Source organism: Aeromonas sp. TS_SC_11 (assembly GCF_057318915.1).
On record NZ_CM170470.1, the window covers coordinates 4,272,197 to 4,287,377 of the forward strand.

The 15,181-nt window shown below is 61.0% G+C and carries 14 protein-coding genes; 11 read left to right on the forward strand and 3 right to left on the reverse strand.

Annotation, left to right across the window (positions count from 1 at the left end):
- The first annotated feature begins 11 nt into the window (after nucleotides 1–11).
- The 7 genes from AC1P02_RS19725 to uhpC all read left to right on the forward strand — a co-directional run bounded on the left by AC1P02_RS19725 (nucleotide 12) and on the right by uhpC (nucleotide 7,275).
- Complete coding sequence (locus AC1P02_RS19725) at nucleotides 12–1,403, forward strand: alkaline phosphatase (RefSeq protein ID WP_485183023.1); 1,392 nt, start codon at nucleotides 12–14, stop codon at nucleotides 1,401–1,403.
- Nucleotides 1,404–1,461: 58 nt separating this feature from the next.
- On the forward strand, nucleotides 1,462–2,148 hold the full coding sequence (locus AC1P02_RS19730) for a hypothetical protein (protein ID WP_485185493.1): 687 nt from the start codon (nucleotides 1,462–1,464) through the stop codon (nucleotides 2,146–2,148).
- A gap of 80 nt (nucleotides 2,149–2,228) precedes the next feature.
- The gene (locus tag AC1P02_RS19735) at nucleotides 2,229–2,963 is read left to right on the forward strand and encodes a substrate-binding periplasmic protein (protein WP_181455195.1); all 735 of its coding nucleotides are present in this window, start codon (nucleotides 2,229–2,231) and stop codon (nucleotides 2,961–2,963) included.
- A 232-nt stretch (nucleotides 2,964–3,195) separates the two neighbouring features.
- A complete protein-coding gene (gene rnk, locus AC1P02_RS19740; RefSeq protein ID WP_485183024.1) occupies nucleotides 3,196–3,591 on the forward strand; it encodes a nucleoside diphosphate kinase regulator in 396 nt (131 codons plus the stop codon).
- Between the two features lie 214 nt (nucleotides 3,592–3,805).
- The gene (gene uhpA / locus AC1P02_RS19745; protein WP_042036506.1) at nucleotides 3,806–4,396 is read left to right on the forward strand and encodes a response regulator transcription factor UhpA; all 591 of its coding nucleotides are present in this window, start codon (nucleotides 3,806–3,808) and stop codon (nucleotides 4,394–4,396) included.
- Entirely contained in the window at nucleotides 4,393–5,913 is a 1,521-nt protein-coding gene (gene uhpB / locus AC1P02_RS19750; RefSeq protein ID WP_485183027.1) for a signal transduction histidine-protein kinase/phosphatase UhpB, read from the forward strand. Before uhpA ends, uhpB begins: the two co-directional genes overlap by 4 nt.
- Before the next feature lie 27 nt (nucleotides 5,914–5,940).
- A complete protein-coding gene (gene uhpC / locus AC1P02_RS19755) occupies nucleotides 5,941–7,275 on the forward strand; it encodes an MFS transporter family glucose-6-phosphate receptor UhpC (protein WP_485183028.1) in 1,335 nt (444 codons plus the stop codon).
- Nucleotides 7,276–7,285: 10 nt separating this feature from the next.
- Here uhpC and AC1P02_RS19760 read toward each other — a convergent pair whose 3' ends face one another.
- Nucleotides 7,286–8,419: a GGDEF domain-containing protein gene (locus AC1P02_RS19760; RefSeq protein ID WP_485183030.1), complete on the reverse strand. Its 1,134-nt coding sequence runs from the start codon at nucleotides 8,417–8,419 to the stop codon at nucleotides 7,286–7,288.
- Nucleotides 8,420–8,918: 499 nt separating this feature from the next.
- Here AC1P02_RS19760 and AC1P02_RS19765 point away from each other — a divergent pair, with 499 nt between their 5' ends.
- From AC1P02_RS19765 to AC1P02_RS19780, 4 genes are all read left to right on the forward strand, one after another.
- Nucleotides 8,919–9,710: a transporter substrate-binding domain-containing protein gene (locus tag AC1P02_RS19765; protein WP_017412027.1), complete on the forward strand. Its 792-nt coding sequence runs from the start codon at nucleotides 8,919–8,921 to the stop codon at nucleotides 9,708–9,710.
- Nucleotides 9,711–9,800: 90 nt separating this feature from the next.
- Nucleotides 9,801–10,760 carry an amino acid ABC transporter permease gene (locus AC1P02_RS19770; protein WP_005320135.1) on the forward strand — a complete coding sequence of 320 codons (960 nt, stop codon included), beginning with the start codon at nucleotides 9,801–9,803 and terminating at the stop codon, nucleotides 10,758–10,760.
- Nucleotides 10,744–11,493 carry an amino acid ABC transporter ATP-binding protein gene (locus tag AC1P02_RS19775; protein WP_005320136.1) on the forward strand — a complete coding sequence of 250 codons (750 nt, stop codon included), beginning with the start codon at nucleotides 10,744–10,746 and terminating at the stop codon, nucleotides 11,491–11,493. The genes AC1P02_RS19770 and AC1P02_RS19775 overlap by 17 nt, the downstream gene beginning before the upstream one ends.
- A gap of 280 nt (nucleotides 11,494–11,773) precedes the next feature.
- Nucleotides 11,774–12,613 carry a sterol desaturase family protein gene (locus AC1P02_RS19780; protein ID WP_485183033.1) on the forward strand — a complete coding sequence of 280 codons (840 nt, stop codon included), beginning with the start codon at nucleotides 11,774–11,776 and terminating at the stop codon, nucleotides 12,611–12,613.
- A 77-nt stretch (nucleotides 12,614–12,690) separates the two neighbouring features.
- Here AC1P02_RS19780 and AC1P02_RS19785 read toward each other — a convergent pair whose 3' ends face one another.
- Nucleotides 12,691–14,091, reverse strand: a complete 1,401-nt coding sequence (locus AC1P02_RS19785; protein ID WP_485183034.1) for a basic amino acid/polyamine antiporter — start codon at nucleotides 14,089–14,091, stop codon at nucleotides 12,691–12,693.
- A 9-nt stretch (nucleotides 14,092–14,100) separates the two neighbouring features.
- Nucleotides 14,101–15,003, reverse strand: a complete 903-nt coding sequence (locus tag AC1P02_RS19790; protein ID WP_485183036.1) for a homocysteine S-methyltransferase family protein — start codon at nucleotides 15,001–15,003, stop codon at nucleotides 14,101–14,103.
- Nucleotides 15,004–15,181 lie beyond the last annotated feature (178 nt).

Here is a 15,181-nt window from a genome sequence, read left to right on the forward strand (position 1 = left end):
GGAGCACTTTCATGAGCAAACAGATGAATACATCCATCAAGCACACGCTGGTCTACGCCGCCCTGTTCAGTGCGCTGGGCGCAACCACCCAGGCCCAGGCCGGTGACGCCAAAAACGTCATTCTCTTTATCGGTGATGGCATGGGCCCCACAGTGCTCACTGCCACCCGCCTGTTCAAGGTCGGGGAAGAGGGCAACCTGGAGATGATGAAACTGCCGCGCAGCGCCCGCATCAAGACCTTCTCCAACGATGCCCAAACCACGGATTCGGCCCCCTCTATGGCGGCCTACACCACGGGTGTCAAGATGAACAACGAGGTGATCGCCATGAGCAGCGACACCCAGGCCGTGGCGCCCGGCAAGGATGCCAACGGCAACAAGGGCATCAACAACTGCACCGCCGACAACGGCAAACCGGCGCCCACCATACTGGAGCTGGCCAAGGCGGCGGGCAAATCGGTTGGCGCCGTCACCACCACAGAGCTGACCCATGCCACCCCGGCGGCTACCTATTCCCACATCTGCCACAGGGATGCGGCCTATGCCATCGCCGAACAGGCGGTGCCGGGCGGCGCCGGTTTCAACACCGCCCTCGGGGATGGGGTCGATGTGCTGATGGGGGGCGGTGCCAATCACTGGACCCCTTACAGCGCCAGCAATAAAGGTGGCCGCGCCGATGGTCGGGATCTCACCGCCGAGCTGGCCGCTCAGGGATACAACTATGTCACCACCCGGAGCGATCTGGCCAAGGTCAGCAGCGGCAAGGTGCTGGGTCTGTTCAGCACCAAATCCCACCTCGACTACGAGCTGGACCGCGTCGCCAAGGGGGATGCCAATACCCAGCCGTCCCTGGCCGAAATGACCGCCAAGGCGATCGATCTCTTGAGCCAGAACAGTCAGGGTTACTTCCTGATGGTGGAAGGGGGCCGTATCGATCACGCCCTGCATGGCACCAACGCCAAGCGTGCCCTCACCGATGCGGTGGCACTGGATGAAGCGCTCAAGATGGCGCTGGGCAAGGTGGATCTGAAAGATACGCTGGTCGTAGTGACTGCCGACCATGATCACACCATGACCATCAACGGCTACTCCGCCAAGGGCAACCCTGTGCTGGATCTGGTCAAGAGCGGTGATGGCTCGACCCAGAACGACGTGGATGGCAAACCCTTCACGACCCTGGTGTTTGGCAACGGCCCCAACCGCCCCGATGTGCGCCCGACCCTCACCAGCGACGAGGTGATGGGTAACGACTACCTGCAGGAGACAGGCGTCAAGCTGGGCTCCGAGACCCACGGTGGCGGTGACGTCATGCTGTTCGCCGATGGTGCCGGCAGCAACCGCTTCAAGGGCACACTGGACAATACCAAGGTGTTCGGCAAACTGCGGGAGGCGCTCGGCCTGTAAGCTGCGGGGGCCCAGGTTCATCCTGAGCCCGGGCCCCGGCTCTTTCGAGCGACAGATGATGATGCGATGCTTGCTTCCTTTATTGCTGCTCGGCAGCACCTTCTCTTTTCATGTCCATGCCGATGACACGCCCCCGGATCTCGCCGCCCGGATCAGCTATCAGGACAGGGTCACCAGCAGCGATGGTATAGCCCGGGAGAACCATTGGCAGGAAAAATGGATACGGGTCGACAACCAGGTGTGGAGCCAGCGATTGATCCCCCTGCCCCTGGCCCGTGCCTATCACGCCACCCACGATGCTGCCCCTGGCCACAAACACTTCACCCACCAGATGGCGGCCCGCTGGGTAACCCGCGACACGCGCGGTGAGCTGCAACTGCGCTACGCCGACGCCTGGCACAACCAGTTGGTGGAGGTGCCGGTGGAAGAGTATGGTCAGGTGGCCTTCAAACCGGATTGGGAGCGGATCCGCTACCTCATCAACCCGGCCCTGTTGCAAGAGATGACCCCGCTCGATGAGGCGGCTCCCGAGCAGGCACGCTGGTATGAAAAACGCGAGGGTAAACAGCGCACCCGCATCCTCTGGTCGAGCCGATGGCAGATACCCCTGGTGGTGGAATCCGCCAGCCTGGACGGTTATCGCAGCTACCGGATGGAGGTCACCCTCAAATCCTTGCCAAAGCAGTTGCCCTGGCTGCAACTGGACGGTTATCAGACTCTGGATCTGCGGGACTTCTTCGACTGATCCTGTCCCCTGCATAGGGTGAGCTGACTTGCGGTAACGGGATGTTACACTCTGTGTACTCATCCCGGATCCGGCCTCTTATGCGCATTCCCGTTTTGCTTCTGCTGCTCTGCACCACCCTCTTCGCTGGCGCTCAGGCCCACGCCGTCGTGGTCCTTGCAGCCGAGATCCCCCCTTATGTCATTCGCTCCAACCAGGGAGCCCCGAGCGGCATGGCCATAGAGGTACTGGAAGAAGCAGCCCGTCGCCTCAAGGAGCCCTTGACCGTAGAGCTGATGCCGCTGGCCCGCGCCCTCAGCCAGACCCGCCATCGCCAGGATGTGTTGCTGCTGCCACCGGCCAGAACCCCCCAGCGTGAACCCCTGTTTCTCTGGGTTGCCCCCCTGCTGGACGAAGCCTTCGTGCTGGTGGGCCATCGTCAATTCCACCCGGCGCCACTCACTGTCAAAACATTGCCCGGCCTGACCATAGGGGTGATGCGTGGCTCCCACGGTCAGAACCTGCTCCAGCCGCTTGGTCGAGTGAAGCAGGACCCGGTCACCGACGAGGTCAGCAATGCCAACAAGCTGGCCCGAAACCGCATTCAGGGCTGGGCCGTTGCCTGGAATACGGCCCGTTACAACCAGCAGCAGGCGGGCTTGCCACTGACGGATCTGGTGCGTGGCGATACCCTGCAAGAGAGCACCCTCTATCTTGCAGCCAGCCCCCGCTTTCCCCCTGCCGACGCGCTGCGTTGGCGCACAACCATTCTGGCCATGCACGACGATGGCAGCCTGGCCCGCATCCTCAAGCAGTACGATTATCAGGCCCCCTGACAACCCTATCAGGATAATTGCCAAAGCAGTCCAGAATGGTTATGGTATCCCCATGAAAGCGTTAAAGATTTTTCCAAGCCAGCTCACACCCCGTTGAGCCCCCGCCCTCGCCCCTGACAGCGAGTCGTTCGGGGGCATCGCCTTCCCGATCTGTTTTTTCGTATCCAATACTCTTTTTGCGACCAGCTTGCCTGCCATCCTGGTCATATAACCCATTGATAAGGAATATCTTATGCAAAAACCTAATCTTGTGATTTCCAGCCTGGACCTGGATCGTATCGAACAATTGCTCGGCAACCACCCCCAACACCTGGCACTGCAAGAGGAGCTGGATCGCGCCGAGATGCGCGAACCGGCCGACATGCCACCGGACGTAGTGACCATGAACAGCACAGTGCGCTTCAAGATGCAGAGCAGCGGTAACGACTTCTGCCTGACCCTGGTCTATCCGAAGGATGTGCAGGGGGATGAGTCCAAAATCTCCGTGCTGGCACCGGTCGGCAGCGCCCTGCTCGGCCTGAAAGTGGGCGACAGCATCGCCTGGCCCGGCCCGGCTGGTCGCACCATCGAGGTCGAAATTCTGGAAGTGGTCTATCAGCCGGAACGGGCGGGCGAGCTGCACCGCTAGCCGCCACGGGCACGCGCCGACCCGAGCACCACGGGGGACGGCGCGTGTTCTCCCTGCCCCGCCCCAAGCCGCCCCTTCCTGATCCCGATCAAGCTTTGGGGCAGAAGCGCCCACCATACTGACCACAATGCGCCCTTCCTCTTGAGCCCGAGCGAGGTGGCAGGTATCTTGTTGGCCGCGCCAGCACCCTGGCCGCAGATTTCAGGCTGACATCATGATAAAGATTGCCCTCATCGACGATCACCAGATCGTCCGCTCCGGTTTTGCCCAGTTGCTCAATCTCGAGCCCGATCTCAAGGTCGTGGCCGAATTCGGCTCGGCCGCCGACGCCCTCGCCGGGTTGCCAGGCAGCGGCGTGCAGCTGTGCGTGTGCGACATCTCAATGCCGGATCAATCCGGGCTGGACCTGCTCAAACGCCTCCCCTCCGGCCTCGCCGTGGTGATGCTGTCGGTGCACGACAGTCCGGCGTTGATCGAACAGGCCTTGCAAGCCGGTGCCAAGGGCTTTCTCTCCAAACGTTGCAGCCCTGACGAGCTGATCGCCGCTGTGCGCACCGCCGCCCACGGTGGCTGCTACCTGACCCCGGACATAGCCCACAAGCTGGCCTGCAACAGTCAGGATCCCCTCACCAACCGGGAGCGGGAAGTGGCGCAGCTGCTGGCGCGGGGGCTGGAGGTCAAAGCCATCGCCGAACAGCTCGGCCTCTCCCCCAAGACGGTCCACGTGCACCGCGCCAACCTGATGGACAAACTGAAAGTCAGCAACAACGTGGAGCTGGCCCACCGCATGCTGGACAGCTGGTGATCTCCCGTCTCGCCAGCTATGTCGCCATCTCGCTGGCGGCCAGCTTCATCTTTGCCGCCGGCTGGTTTTGCCTGTGGAGCATCAGCCTGCATCTGGCGGGGTCCACCATACTGGCGGTGCTGCTGTTCCCGTTTGGTCTGCGCCTGGGCCTCTTGCTGCAAAGCCCGATCACCTACTGGCCGCCGCTGCTGCTCAGTGAATCTCTGCTGCTCTACTGGCTCGACAGCGAAGTCGGCCTGCCATCCTGGCCACTTGTTCAGGCGGGCAGCCTGCTCACCCTGCTGCCACTGCTCATCGCCCGCCGCCAGCAGGTGCGCAATGACTGGCAACAACTGTTGGTATTACTCGCCACCGTGACGGTGGCGGCGCTGCTGCAATCCCTGCTCTGGCATCTGGCCGGGGAAGATGGCCTCACCGCCCTGCTGCTCACCCTGACCGGCGGTCTGACCCTCACCTCCACCTGCATGCTGATCTGGCACTACCTCACCCGCGCTACCTGGGTGCCGCTGGGGCCCGCTCTGGTGGATCAACCGGTGGACTGGCGTTTTCGCCATCTGGTCTGGTATCTGCTGCTGTTTATATTGAGCCTCTGGTTGCAACTCGGCCTGCCGGACTCGCTGGTGCGCTTCACCCCCTTCTGCCTAGCCATTCCCATCATGGCCATGGCCTGGCGCTACGGCTGGCAGGGGGCCCTGCTCGCCACCCTGATGAACACGGTCGCCCTGATGGCAGGGCAGGCCTGGCACGAACACCCGCTGGATCTGCTGCTCTCCCTGCTGGCCCAGAGCCTGACCGGCCTGCTGCTGGGGGCAGGCATTCAGCGCCAGCGCGAGCTCAATCAGGCACTGACCCGCCAGCTCGCCCACAACCGTCAACTCACAGAGCGGTTGCTGGAAACCGAGGAGAGCATCCGCAAAGAAGTGGCCCGCGAGCTGCACGATGACATAGGCCAGACCATCACGGCCATTCGCACCCAGGCCGGCATAGTACGGCGTCTCGCACCGGACAATGCCGGGGTCGGCCAGATCAGCGCCCTCATCGAGACGCTCTCCCTGGGTATTTATGATGCGGTGCGCGGCCTGCTCGGCCGCCTGCGCCCCCGCCAGCTCGACGACATGAGTCTGGAGCAGGCGGTGCGCGGCCTGCTGAGAGAACTGGAGCTGGAACGCCACGGCATCGTCACCCGGCTCGAGTGGCAGCTGACGGACGAGGGGCTCTCCGACGCCCAGCGGGTCACCCTGTTCCGGGTCTGTCAGGAGGGGCTCAACAATGTGGTAAAGCATGCCAACGCCAGCTCGGTCACCATTCGCGCCCATCGCCAGGCCGAGCGTTTGCTGCTGTTGCTGGAAGACGACGGCTGCGGCTTGCCGGAGCACAGATCTCCCCAGGGTTATGGCCTGCTCGGTATTCGCGAGCGGGTACAGGCACTGGGTGGCAGCCTGCAGCTCTCCTGCATCCACGGCACCCAGCTGACCGTACACCTGCCCAATCGCAAACGGGAAGATCCCCGTGACTGACGCGCCATCCCGGGAGAAGACTGTCTTATGTTGAGCTTTATGAGGAGCGCACCGCCACAGCCGCTCATCCGTGATCAGGCCGAGATAGATGCCAGCTACCGTCACTGGCGACTGCATATTCTGCTGACCATGTACCTGGGCTACGCTGTCTTCTATTTCACCCGCAAGAGCTTCAACTTCGCCATGCCGGACATGCTGGCGGACGGCATGCTGGACAAGTCCGACATCGGCATCTTGTGGACCCTGTTCTACATCACCTACGGCTGCTCCAAGTTCTTCTCCGGCATCATCAGCGACCGGGCCAACCCCCGCTACTTCATGGGGCTGGGGCTGATGGCCACCGGTGTCATCAACATACTGTTCGGCCTGTCGTCATCCCTCTGGCTGTTTGCGGCACTCTGGGTCGCCAACGCCTTCTTTCAGGGCTGGGGCTGGCCCCCCTGCTCCAAGCTGCTCACCAGCTGGTATTCCCGCAGCGAGCGGGGCGTCTGGTGGTCGGCCTGGAACACGGCCCACAACGTGGGTGGGGCGCTCATTCCCCTTATCGTCAGCACCATAGCTCTGCAGCACGGCTGGCGCTACGGCATGATAGTGCCCGGCGTCATCGCCATTCTGGCCGGGCTGTTCTTGTGCTGGCGACTGCGAGATACCCCGAGCGCCATGGGGCTGCCCACGGTCGGGGAGTGGCGCCAGGATGCCATGGAGCTGGCCCAGCAGACTCAGGACGCCGGCCTCTCCCATCGCCAGATCTTGCGCAAATACGTGCTTGGCAATCCCTACATCTGGCTGCTTGCCTGCTGCTACGTGCTGGTCTATGTGGTGCGCACCGCCATCAACGACTGGGGCAACCTCTACATGACGGAGCAGCGCGGCTTCAATCTGATGAGCGCCAACTCGGCTATCTCGATGTTCGAGGTGGGGGGCTTTATCGGTGCCCTGGTGGCGGGCTGGGGATCGGACAAACTGTTCAACGGCAATCGCGGGCCGATGAACCTCATCTTCGCGGTGGGGATACTGCTGGCGGTGGGGTCGCTGTGGCTGATGCCCTTCTTCAGCTATGTGATGCAGGCAGCCTGTTTCTTCACCATAGGTTTCTTCGTGTTCGGCCCCCAGATGCTGATCGGCATGGCGGCAGCCGAGTGCTCCCATAAAAACTCGGCGGGGGCCGCCACCGGCTTCGTCGGCCTGTTTGCCTACATGGGGGCGGCGCTGTCGGGCTATCCGCTGGCCAAGGTGATGGAGATCTGGCACTGGAACGGCTTCTTCGTGGTGATCTCGGTTGCGGCAGTGGTCTCGGCCCTGTTGCTGCTCCCCTTCCTCAAGGCCCAGGCACCACGCCCTCTCGCCGCAGAAGCAGTATGAGCCAGTCCCTTCAGGCCAGTCGGCAGATGCGGTTCTTGCCCTCTCGCTTGGCCTGATAAAGGGCGCCATCGGCCTGGCTGAACAGGGTATCGAAATGCCAGTCGTGCTGGCAGCGCGCCAGCCCCATGCTGACCGTGATGCGGATCCCGTTCAGATCCAGCTCCGCCAGATCCTGCAATATCCGTTCGCAGCGTGCCTGCTGGGCTTGTTCATCCTCTCTGGGTAGCAACAAGACGAACTCTTCCCCACCAAAACGGCTGGCCACCAGCTCAGGCTGAGCGCCGAGATAGGCGCCGACCGCCTCCAGCACCCTGTCCCCTATCTCGTGGCCATGACGATCATTGACCTGCTTGAAGTCATCCAGATCCAGTACGGCCAGCGCGCCGAACTCGCCAATCCGCCGCGCGCCCATCTGCTCCATGAAACCGCGCCGGTTCAACAGACCTGTCAGGGAGTCATGGCTGGCCTGCTGACGCAGGGCCAGGGCACGATACTGGGTACAGAGCAGCAGCACCCCGAAGGTGGAGAGGTAACTGCCCATCAACATGGAGAGAAAGGGCAGCACGTTGACCCCGCTCTGATCCATCAGCACCCTGGCATCCCCTTCCAGCAGGAAGCCCATCCGCATCAGGTTGAAGCCATAGAGCAGGATATTGACCACGGTGAACACCAGCACAGCCGGCAGGTAGGCGGGATAGCCGTGTCGCCAGATGAGAAAGACGATCACAGCCCCCAAAACCATGTAGCTCAGACAGGCCAGCAATACCCGGGGCGCCATATGGTCATTGAACAAGATGCTCCAGCTCAGGATCAGCACATAGACCAGCATGAACAGCGCGCTTGCCCCCCAGCTGAGAGGCTTGCCGAAGAAGCGCTGCAGTGCCAGCGGCATCAGAGCGATACAGACGGTGATCAGCAGATTGGCCAGCCAGATCCCCGCCAGATTGGGCATGAAGGCCTGCAGGGAGAAGAGACTCTGGGCCGCCAGGGCGCACAGGCTCGACCACCACCAGAATCCGAGTCCGGGGATCTCCCTGTGGGTCAACCATATGATGGAGAGGGTGATAAAACCGAGGCTGTAGCCACCCAGGGCCATGACCATGAGGGTGAATACATCCAGCTTGAGCAGTATTGAGGCGTCCATACCCGTGCCACTAAACGAAGGTAACTGAGTATATTTGAAGCGCAAAACAAGACCCAGTGGTGTCTGACTAAATCCTCAACAAAAGTTCACGTATTGCATAAAAACCCGCTAAATATGCTCCATTGGAATCCCTATCGTGTCGCAGTTGAGAAAGTGAGTAACGTTTGGCACTGCCGATGACGAGGCCGGATGTAACAAAGTGTCCCGCTGGCATTTTGGACTTGAACCCGCTCCATTAGATAGATATGTTGTTTTCGTGTGATTTTATGAGTGCAGTTACGGGGGAAAAGCGTCACTAACCTGTTGAGTCATCTGGCACAATCGGAATTTGGTACATTTTTCACTCAGCACACAGAAAATGGAATCTCATATGGGGCTTTTGCCTCAACCAAGACAATAATCCTGTCTTGCCTGTTGCCGGATGCAGCAGTCTCTTGTGCCACGGAGTCGCACGGGATCAGGTTCAAGGCCGAACACACCACTGACAGAGACGTCACTTATGATCAAAAAACTCATTCTCTCTACCTTGCTGCTGTGCGGGCTCGCCAACGCCGCCGCCCCTGCCTCCACCCTGGATGCCGTGCTCGATCGCGGCGTGCTGAGAGTCGGTTTCGACGCCGGCTATCAACCCTTTGAAATGACCAACAAGCAGGGCCAGTACATCGGCTTTGACGTGGATCTCGCCAAGATGGTCGCCAAGGAGATGGGCGTCAAGGTGGAGTTCGTCAACACCGCCTGGGATGGCATCATACCTGCGCTGCTGACCGACAAGTTCGACGTCATCATGGGCGGCATGACAGTCACCCCCCAGCGCAACCTGAGGGTCAACTTTGCCGATCCCTACATAGTCGTGGGCCAGACCATAGTGCTGCGCAAGGACAAGGCCGGCGAGATCAAATCCTTCAGCGATTTGAACGATCCCAAGTACAAAATCGCGGTCAAGCTCGGCACCACAGGCGAGCAGGCGGTCAAACGTCTGATCCCCAAAGCGACCCTGCTGCAGTTTGAAACCCAGGATGACGCCAAGCTGGAAGTGATCAACGGCAAGGTTGACGCCTTCGTCTACGACCTGCCCTACAACGCCATCTTCGCTTCCCAGAATACCGGTGCCGTTGTGCACCTGGACAAGCCGTTCACCTTCGAACCCCTGGCCTGGGCCATCCGCAAGGGTGATCAGGACACCCTCAACTGGTTCAACAACTATCTGCGCCAGATCAAGGGCGATGGCAGCTACGACCGCCTCTACAAGAAGTGGTTCGAATCCAACGCCTGGCTGAATCAGCTCAAGTAACCTCGCAAGGGGCGGCCTGCCGCCCCTTCACGCAGATCCCCACACAATAACTACAAAGAGGTTGCGACAGTGCACAACCCAACAAGACAGATGGAAAAACAACCCAACCAGTTGCTCTGGCACGGCGTCTTCCTGCTGATGCTGCTGGCTGCCGTATTCGGCATCTATAAAGCGGTTCAGTCCGTGGATTACACCTGGCGCTGGGAGCGAATTCCCCAATACATCGCCTATCAGGCGGAGCAGAACAACCTGGCCGAATTTGACGGCACAGTGATCGCCGGCACCACCAGCGCCGAGCAGGGCAAACTGTTCCTGCAAAATGATCTCGACCCCAATCAGCGACAGGCCATCGCCAGCACAGGGGTGAAGGTCACCGAAGGGGACACCATTTTCCGGGGCGATACCCTGGATACCGAACTCACCTGGACCGCGGGTCCCATCGCCTGGGGTGTCTGGGTCACGGTCAAGCTCTCCCTGGTGGCAGGGGTGTTTGCCATCCTGCTCGGCACCCTGGCAGGGCTGGCCCGCCTCTCCCCCAATCCGGCCTTGCGCAATCTGGCTGTCACATATGTGGAGCTCATTCGCGGCACGCCGCTGCTGGTGCAGATCTTCATCGTCTATTTCTTTATCGGCACTGTGCTGAACCTGGACCGTTTCACCGCCGGGGTGGCGGCACTGGCCGTCTTTACCGGCGCCTATGTGGCCGAAATCGTGCGCGCCGGCATCAGCTCAATCCACAAGGGGCAGATGGAGGCCGGTCGCAGCCTAGGGCTCACCTCGGCCCAGACCATGCGCTACGTCATTCTGCCGCAAGCCTTCAAGCGGGTGCTGCCACCGCTGGCAGGTCAGTTCATCAACCTCATCAAGGACTCCTCCCTGGTGTCTGTCATCTCCATCACGGATCTCACCAAGGCGGGGCGTGAGGTGGTCAGCTCCACCTTCAGCCCGTTCGAGGTGTGGTTCACAGTGGCCCTGCTCTATCTGGTCTTGACCGGCACCCTCTCTTTTCTGGTGCGTCGTCTGGAGGTGAAATATGCACGCAGCAACTAAGCCTGATCCCATCATAAAAGCCAGCGGAGTGGAGAAGATCTACGCCGGTGGTGTGCACGCCCTGAAGAACGTCAGCACGGAAGTCGCCGAAGGGGAAGTGGTGGTGATCGTCGGGCCGAGCGGCTCGGGAAAATCCACGTTTCTGCGTACCCTCAACCAGCTGGAGACCATCAACGACGGCAACATAGTGGTCGATGGCATCTGCCTGACCGAGCCCGGTGACGTCAACAAGCTGCGGGAAGAGGTGGGCATGGTGTTCCAGTCCTTCAACCTCTTCCCCCACCTGAACGTATTGGACAACATCTGCCTGGCGCCGCAGAAGGTGCGCGGGCTGTCACGCAATGACGCACGGGACAGGGCCAAGGCCCTGCTGCTGAAAGTGGGATTGTCGAACAAGGCCGAAAGCTATCCGTCCCAGCTCTCCGGCGGCCAGCAACAGCGAGTGGCCATCGCCCGGGCGCTTGCCATGCAGCCGCGCATCATGCTGTTTGACGAACCCACCAGCGCCTTGGACCCCGAAATGGTGGGCGAGGTACTGGACGTCATGAAGGGGCTGGCTCGCGAGGGCATGACAATGGTGGTGGTGACCCACGAGATGGGCTTCGCCCGCGAGGTGGCGGACAGGGTACTGTTTATGGAAAACGGCGAGCTGCTGGTGGATGAAAAGCCCACCGACTTCTTTGACAATCCCCCCTCCCCGCGCCTGCGCCAGTTCCTGAGTCAGGTGCTTTAATACAGCCGGCTGTAATAAGTAGAAGAGGGAGCCCATGGCTCCCTCTGTTTTTCCAGCACGGACTTGGCCTGCCATCTTAATAGGCTGGATCCTGCAGCAACACAGGGCCAGGTACTTCGTCCCTGACAAAAACTCGCAGCCATCTTATTTGTCACATTAAAACAAATGCTTACCCTAATGCTTTCCATAAGTCAGTCACCAGATGGCAGTGCAATATGTTAATGAAATTTTAAATCCATTCGGTATGCTGGAACACAACTGGTCAAACCGGATGCCCGACATGGATGTGCAACTGCTGCTGCTTTATCTCTCCCCCGTCTTTTTGGCATTTGTCGGCTGGGAGATGCTTTACCTGCGCAAGCACGGGGCGGCCTTTCCCACCGCCACCTACCAATGGAAGGATCTCTTCGCCAACGCTACCCTGGCCCTGATGCATCAGGGGGGTGACGCACTGACGGCCATCGCCGTCGCTTACCTGTATGACGCCCTGTGGGGCTGGCGGCTGCTGGACATCGAGCTCAATGTCTGGAGCCTGCTGCTGCTCTTTCTATTGCAGGATTGCTGTTACTGGCTGTTCCACTTTGCCAGCCACCATGTGCGCTGGCTGTGGGCCTCCCACGTGGTGCATCACAGCTCGGAGCGACTCAACCTCTCCACCGCCTTTCGCCAGAGCCTGATGTACCCCGTCTCGGGCATGTGGCTGTTCTGGATCCCCATGATCCTCATCGGCTTCCCGCCCCAGGCCGTGGTGGCGACCGTGCTGCTCAGCCTGGGTTTTCAGTTCTTCGTCCACACTCAGGTGGTGGGCAAGCTCGGCTGGCTTGAGTGGGTCTTCAATACCCCCTCCCACCACAGGGTGCACCACGCCAGCAACGCCAAATACATAGACCGCAACTTCGCCGGCGTGCTCATCATCTGGGATCGGCTGTTTGGTACCTTTGTGGAAGAGGATCCCGCCGAACCATGCCGCTTTGGCATCACCAAACCGATTCGCAGCTTCAATCCGCTCACCCTCACCTTCCACGAGTGGCGCGACATGCTGCGCGAGGCCCGTGATCTCCCCTGGTCAGAGAAACTCAAGGTGCTGTTTGGCAAACCGGCCGGCCCCGGCAGCGCCTGAACCAGAACCCGGGAACAAAGCAAAAAAGAGAGCGCCACCAGGGCGCTCTCTCATTTTACAAGGATCACTTATCCCCTTTATGGAGAGGCAAATGACCAGAGTGCGGGAATGAGGCTCACCAGGGTTATCCCGGCCAGCAGTCGTTCGCGACCACTGAGCCGCTGATGGTCACCAAGCTGTCGGCGGCTGTAGAGAAACAGCAGCAGGCCCGGCCCGTACAGCAGCAAAGAGAGCAGCAGGTATTCCACACCGGCGGCATAGAGCAGCCAGAGGCCGTAACCGCTCGACACCAGTGCCACTGTCCGCATCAGGCCATTGCCCTCGCCACTCAAGGAAAGCTTGAGCAGGAAGAGGCCGATCAGCAGATAGGGCACCAGTATCATGGAGGTGGATATGAGCAGCAGGTTGGTATACCCCTTGCCGAGCAGCCACACCAGCAGCAGGCAGCCCTGCACCGTCAGGCTGGTGAGCCACAGCGACGCTATGGGGGTGCCATTGCGATTCTGGCGCCGGAAGATGGCCGGGAAGGCGCCGTGGCGGGCCGCACTGTAGGGCACCTCGGCCGAGAAAAGGGTCCAGCTCACGTAAGAAGCGAGCACAGATACGATGAGGCCGACACTGATCAGCACCTTGCCCCAGGAGCCTGTCATCTGGGCCATCAGCCCCGCCATGGAGGGATTGGGCAGGGCCGCGAGCTCGGGGCGACTCAATATCCCCAGCGCCAGTACCGAGATGAGCACATAAAGCAGCAGCGCCAGCACTACCCCGAGCACTGTGGCCGTGCCCACGTCCCGCTTGTTCCTCGCCCGGGCCGACAAGACGGCGGCCCCTTCGATGCCGGTAAAGACCCAGAGGGTGATCAGCATGGTGTTGCGCACCTGCTCGGAGACCGGCACAGCAAGCGTGCTGCCCCCCTGATCCGTCGCAAAGGTCACAGGGTCGAACCAGTAGCAGGCGAACAGGATGAACAGCAGCAACGGCAGGCTCTTGGCCAGGGTCGCCACCAGATTGAACAGGGCGGCCTGCTGCACGCCACGGGCCACCAGCAGATGCACCGCCCAGAGGATGCAGGACTCGCCGATAAAGGCCGCCAGGGTATTGCCATCGCCAAACCAGATGTGTTCAGGGGTATCGACGAAGCTGCCAAGGGCGGCGAACGCGATCACCAGGTAACCCACCACACCTATGGTGGCGCACAGCCAGTAGCCCCAGGCGGAGAAAAAACCCACCAGATCGCCAAAGCCTGCGCGGGCATAGCTGTAAATGCCGCCATCGAGATCCGGTCTTAGCCGCGACAGGTAGAGAAAACTCGCGGCGAGTGCCACTATGCCCACCCCGGTCACGCCCCAGCCGATCAGCACGGCGCGGGCACCGGCCACCTCGGCCATGTTTTGGGGCAAGCTGAAGATGCCCGCCCCCACCATGGAGCTGAATACCAGCGCAGTGAGGGACCAGAGGCCTATTTTGCTCTCTTTCATGTGTTCTCCTTAGCGCAGCCGGCTGGCCAGTGCCTGAATATGCTCGGGTCCTATGCCGCAGCAGCCGCCAATGAGAGAGGCCCCCACGGCACGCCAACGCTCGGCCCAGCCGAGGTAATCCAGCGGCCCAAGATCGGCGCGGATCTCGTCCAGCCCGTCGTTGGCGGTCGCCTCCTTGGGCTGGGGCGGAAACGCATTGGCATAGGCGCCGAGGCGAATATCCCCTCGACCCAGCGCCTGCAAGCTGTCGCCGGCCACCGTCAGCGCGGCCTCGATCACCTCGGGCTGACAGCAGTTGAACAGGATGGCGTCCACCCCGACCGCGGCCAGTGCGGTGACTGCATCCGCCACCAGCTCACCGGAACGAAGCGCAGGCTCGCAGCCCGGCGCTTCATCTTCCAGGGTGAAGGAAACCCAGAACGGCTTGCCATCCTGTGGCAACAGCGCCTTGAGGGCCAGCGGCTCGGCAATCAGGCTCATGGTTTCGGCCAGCCAGATGTCCACATGGGGCGTCAGCGCCCGAATGAGCGGTGTGGCCAGCTCGCCCACTCTGTCCGCCTCGAACAGGTCGGCGCGGTAGGAGCCAAACAGCGGCGGCAAGGATCCTGCGACCTGCACCGAGCCCGATTGCTCATTGGCAACCTCACGGGCCAGCTGGCCAGCCAGCGCCGCCAGCGCTTCCCCCTCGGCGGCGAATCGCTCGGCACCGATATGAAACGGCACCAGGGCATAACTGTTGGTGGTGATGACACGGGCACCGCTCGCCACATAGGCCTGATGCACTTCGCGCACCGTCTGTGGCGCCTCCATCAGCGCCAGCGCCGACCATTCAGGTTGGCGGAATGGCGCCCCTCGCCGTGCCAGCTCGCGTCCCATGCCACCATCCAGTACCCACAATGCCTGTGTTTCCATCTGTCGTGTCTCTTTGTTGTTCTGTGTTTGTCTGCTTTGTCGATTTGCAGCTTTTTTGAGCTGCCATGCACTCTTTAGCGTTGCTCTGCGGCTGTGCGTCGCCGGGCCTCATCGTGGTGAGGCATCCCTATCAATACCAGCCATAAAAGCATATAGATGTTTAGATGGCTAAAATAAG